The sequence below is a fragment of the Rubrimonas sp. genome (assembly GCF_036788415.1).
GTDB lineage: Bacteria > Pseudomonadota > Alphaproteobacteria > Rhodobacterales > Rhodobacteraceae > Rubrimonas.
The window spans coordinates 1-3,814 of sequence record NZ_DAIQNN010000173.1 but is presented as its reverse complement, the minus strand read 5'-3'; the positions used below and the strand labels follow the sequence as shown (position 1 = coordinate 3,814).

At 73.3% G+C, this 3,814-nt stretch carries 5 protein-coding genes and 1 pseudogene; 5 read left to right on the top strand and 1 reads right to left on the bottom strand.

Going from position 1 to position 3,814, the window contains the following annotated elements:
* The 4 genes and pseudogenes from V7Q31_RS17895 to V7Q31_RS17880 all read left to right on the top strand — a co-directional run.
* A pseudogene (locus V7Q31_RS17895) lies at nt 1–387 on the top strand (DNA-binding domain-containing protein); the annotation flags it as partial.
* Nucleotides 388–400: 13 nt separating this feature from the next.
* A complete protein-coding gene (locus tag V7Q31_RS17890; RefSeq protein WP_333835205.1) occupies nt 401–1,006 on the top strand; it encodes a DoxX family protein in 606 nt (201 codons plus the stop codon).
* Nucleotides 984–1,973, top strand: a complete 990-nt coding sequence (locus V7Q31_RS17885; RefSeq protein WP_333835204.1) for a DUF3179 domain-containing protein — start codon at nt 984–986, stop codon at nt 1,971–1,973. Before V7Q31_RS17890 ends, V7Q31_RS17885 begins: the two co-directional genes overlap by 23 nt.
* 82 nt (nt 1,974–2,055) lie before the next feature.
* Complete coding sequence (locus tag V7Q31_RS17880) at nt 2,056–2,520, top strand: DUF302 domain-containing protein (protein WP_333835203.1); 465 nt, start codon at nt 2,056–2,058, stop codon at nt 2,518–2,520.
* Between the two features lie 18 nt (nt 2,521–2,538).
* On the opposite strand, the gene V7Q31_RS17875 is transcribed toward V7Q31_RS17880, so the two are convergent.
* On the bottom strand, nt 2,539–2,928 hold the full coding sequence (locus V7Q31_RS17875) for a cytochrome c biogenesis CcdA family protein (RefSeq protein ID WP_333835202.1): 390 nt from the start codon (nt 2,926–2,928) through the stop codon (nt 2,539–2,541).
* Nucleotides 2,929–2,993: 65 nt separating this feature from the next.
* Between V7Q31_RS17875 and V7Q31_RS17870 the strand changes: the two genes are divergently transcribed.
* Nucleotides 2,994–3,814, top strand: an 821-nt coding sequence (locus tag V7Q31_RS17870) for an alpha/beta hydrolase family protein (protein WP_333835201.1), incomplete at its 3' end; no start/stop codon positions are given.

Genomic DNA, 3,814 nt, shown 5'->3' with positions numbered 1-3,814 from the left:
CACGCCGCCGACGCGACGCCGCTCTCCATCGCCGCGCTGGCGGACGTCCCCCCCTCCCGGCTCGACGGCGCGCGGCTGACGCTGCATCCCTCGGCGCGGCTCGTGCGGTCGCGCTTTCCGGTCGCCAGCCTCTGGGCCGACGTGACCGGCCCGCGGGCGGGCGGCGTGGACCTGGGCCGCGCCGAGACGGCGCTGGTCGCCCGTCCCTTCGACGCGGTGGCGGTCTCCGCCCCCGAACCTGCCGCCGCGGCCTTCCTCGCGGCGCTCGGCCGGGGCCGGCCGCTCGGGGCCGCGGCCGCCGAGGGCGCCGCGCACGCGGGCTTCGACCTCGCCGCGCAAATCTCCGCCCTGTTCGCCGCGGGCCTCGTCGTCCGCATCGCCCCCTGAAGGAGAAGCGCCCATGGACCGTCTCGCCGCCTTGACCCACGGCGTGGCCGCCCTCTACAGCCGCCTCGTCGCGGCGGTGGAGGCTGCGCTGGAGCCGTGGCTGCTCGGCCTGCTCGCGCGGCTGATCTTCGCCGCGGTGCTGTTCGGCTACTACTGGAACGCCGCGCTGACCAAGATCGAGCCGGGCCTCCTCGGCTGGCTCCAGGTCCGCGACGCCGCCTACTGGCAGATGCTGCCCCCCGTGGTGGAGGCCTACGGCTACGACGTCTCCGCCGTGCCGACCCTGCCCTGGGGACTGATCGTCGGGCTGGGGACCTACGCGGAGTTCCTGTTGCCGGTGCTGATCGTGGCGGGGCTCGCCACCCGCGTCGCCGCGGCGGGCATGATCGCGTTCGTGCTCGTGCAGTCCTATGTGGACATCGCCTTCCACGGCGTCGACGACGCCACCGTGGGCGCGCTGTTCGACCGCCATCCCGGCTCGGCCATCATGGACCAGCGCACGCTGTGGGTCTTCCTGCTGGCCTATCTCGTCGTGAAGGGGGCCGGTCTGGTCTCGCTGGACGCGCTTCTGCGCCGCCGGATCGGGGAGGCGCGCGATGCGACCCCTGCGCGCGCCTGAGATCGCCGTCGCGCTGGCGCTCGCCGCCGGCGCGGCTCTGGCCGACCCGGCGCAGTGGGCGCGCGAGTGGCCGCGGACCGACTTCGACCGGATGCTGGTCGATCCGGCCGAGATCTTCTCAGGCGGCCCGCCGAAGGACGGCATTCCCGCCATCGACGACCCGCGCTTCGTCTCCGTCTCGGAGGCGGCGGCGAACCACGCGGCGGTCGAGCCGGTGATGAGCCTCGCCATCGACGGCGACGCGCGCGCCTATCCGCTGCGCATCCTGACGTGGCACGAGATCGTCAACGACACCGTCGCTGGCGCGCCCGTCGCGGTCACCTTCTGCCCGTTGTGCAACTCGGCGGTGGCCTTCGAGCGCGTGGTGGACGGGGCGGAGACGACCTTCGGCGTCTCCGGCAAGCTGCGCCATTCCGACATGCTCATGTACGACCGCGCCACCGAGAGCTGGTGGCAGCAGTTCGAGGGCCGCGCCGTCGCCGGCGTGCGCGCCGGCGACGTGCTCGACCGCCTGCCCTCGCGGCTGGAGAGCTTCGCCGACTTCGCCGAACGCCACCCCGAAGGCCGCGTGCTGGTCCCGACCGATCCCGGCCTGCGCGCCTACGGCCGCAACCCCTATGTCGGCTACGACGGCGCGCCGCGACCCTTCCTCTATCGCGGCGACTACGATGGGCCGGGCCGCGCGCTGATGCGCGTCGTCTCCGTCCCGGGGCGGGAGGAGGCGTGGAGCTTCGAGCACCTGCGCGCCGCGGGCGAGGTGGTGGCGGACGACCTCGTGATCCGCTGGCGGCCCGGCCAGGCCTCCGCCCTAGACGCTGCGCGCATTGCCGAAGGCCGCGACGTGGGAACCGTCACCGTCCAGCGCCGCCGGTCCGACGGAACCCTCGACGACGTTCCCTACGACGTTCCGTTCGCCTTCGCCTTCCGCGCCTTCCACCCCGGCGCGCCGATCCGCCACGTCGATTGAGCCGGGCGACAGTCGCAGGACCGGCGGGTTGCAGCCGCTGGCGGCGGGCGCGATGCTTCCTTCCTGACCAAAGGAGACTGCTATGCGACCTCTCGTCTTGCTTGCGCTTCTGCTCCTCGCCCCGGCTGGGGCGCATGCGCTCGAACCGCGCGAAGGCTGGGCGGTCGCGCACAGCGCCAAGCCCTACCCCACGCTGCTCGCCGACCTGCGCGCGGCCATCACGGCCGCGAACATGGGCCTCGTCACCGAGGCCGGCCCGACCGAGGCCGCCGCCGCCCGCGGGGTGACGATCCCCGGCAACCGCGTGCTCGGCGTCTTCCGCAACGATTACGCCGTGCGCGCGCTGGCCGCCTCGGAGGCCGCGATGATCGAGGCCCCGATCCGGTTCTATGTGACGGAGCGCGCGGAAGGCGGGGCCACGCTCGCCTACAAGACCCCGAGCTTCGTCTTCGCGCCCTACGCCGACGAGGGCGGCGCCGAGCTCAGTGCGGTGGCCGCAGAGCTCGACGCCATCTTCGCCGCCATTGCGGTGCAGACGCTCGAGTGACGCCGCGCCGCGCGGCGCTCAGATCGCCGTCGTCAGCCGGGTGAGCCACGCCGGCGAGGCCTCGACGAGCCACGCCTCGGCGCGCTTGTCGAGGCCGCTCAGCATCAGGACGCCCACCAGCAACAACACCGCGCCCATCACCCGCTTGCCGGCGCCGCCCGCCGCAAGCAGACGACCGCGCCAGCGCGAGAGCACGTCGCGCGACAACATGCCGATCGCGAGAAGCGGGATCGCCGCGCCGACGCCGAACGCCAGCATCGTCGCGGCGACCTGACCGAGGGTCTCGCCGCGCGCCGCCATCAGCGAGGCGGCGCCGAGCGTCGGGCCGACGCAGGGCGCCCAGACGACGCCGAGCAGCAGCCCTACCCTCGTCTGCTCCCGCAATCCCGCGGTGGAGAAGCCGCCCACGGCTGGCCGCTGAACGCCGACAGCTGCGAGATGCGCCGCGCCGATACAACCAATAAGGCCAACAGATGAACCGACTGATCGACCGCTCCCGCGCTCTGCCGACGCCGGATCCCGCCCTGACCGTGGCCTACACCCCGATCCGGCTGGAGACGCCCGGCCGCCAACCGCTGGAGCTGCGCCTGACCGCGCCCGCGACCGGGGATCGCCTGCCGATCGTGATCCTGTCGCACGGCTTCGGCCCGTCGAAGCATATCCCGTCGAAGGACGGCTACGCCCCGCTCGCCCAGTTCTGGGCCGAACGGGGGATCGCCGTCGTTCAGCCGACGCACGCCAGTTCGCGGATCGGCGGACTCGACCCCGACCTGCCTGACGGCCCGTTCTTCTGGCGCGAGCGCGTGCTAGAGATGCGCGCCATCCTCGACCAGCTGGGCGAGATCGAGCGGCAGGCTCCGGCTATCGCAGGAAGACTGGATCACGACCGCATCGCCGTAGCGGGCCACTCCTTCGGCGGCCATACCTGCAGCCTGCTGCTCGGCGCGCGGCTGCAGGGGGAGAACTTCGCCGATCCGCGCATCCGCGCCGGCGTCCTGCTGGCGACCCCGGGGCGCGGCGGCGCCGATCTGACGCCCGAGCACGCCGCGCGCTTTCCCTTCTTCGACGTCGATTTCAGCGGCATCGACGTCCCGACCCTCGTGGTCTGCGGCGCAGACGACGATCCGCACTTCACGCCGCGCGGCCCCGAGTGGCACGCGGACGTCTTCCATGACGCGCCGGGGGCGGAGGCCCTGCTGACGATCAATGGCATGGGCCATGGGCTTGGCGGCATCGCGGGGCTCGACGCGCGGGAGACCGACGTGGAGGACCCCGAGGCGCTGGAGGCGACGCG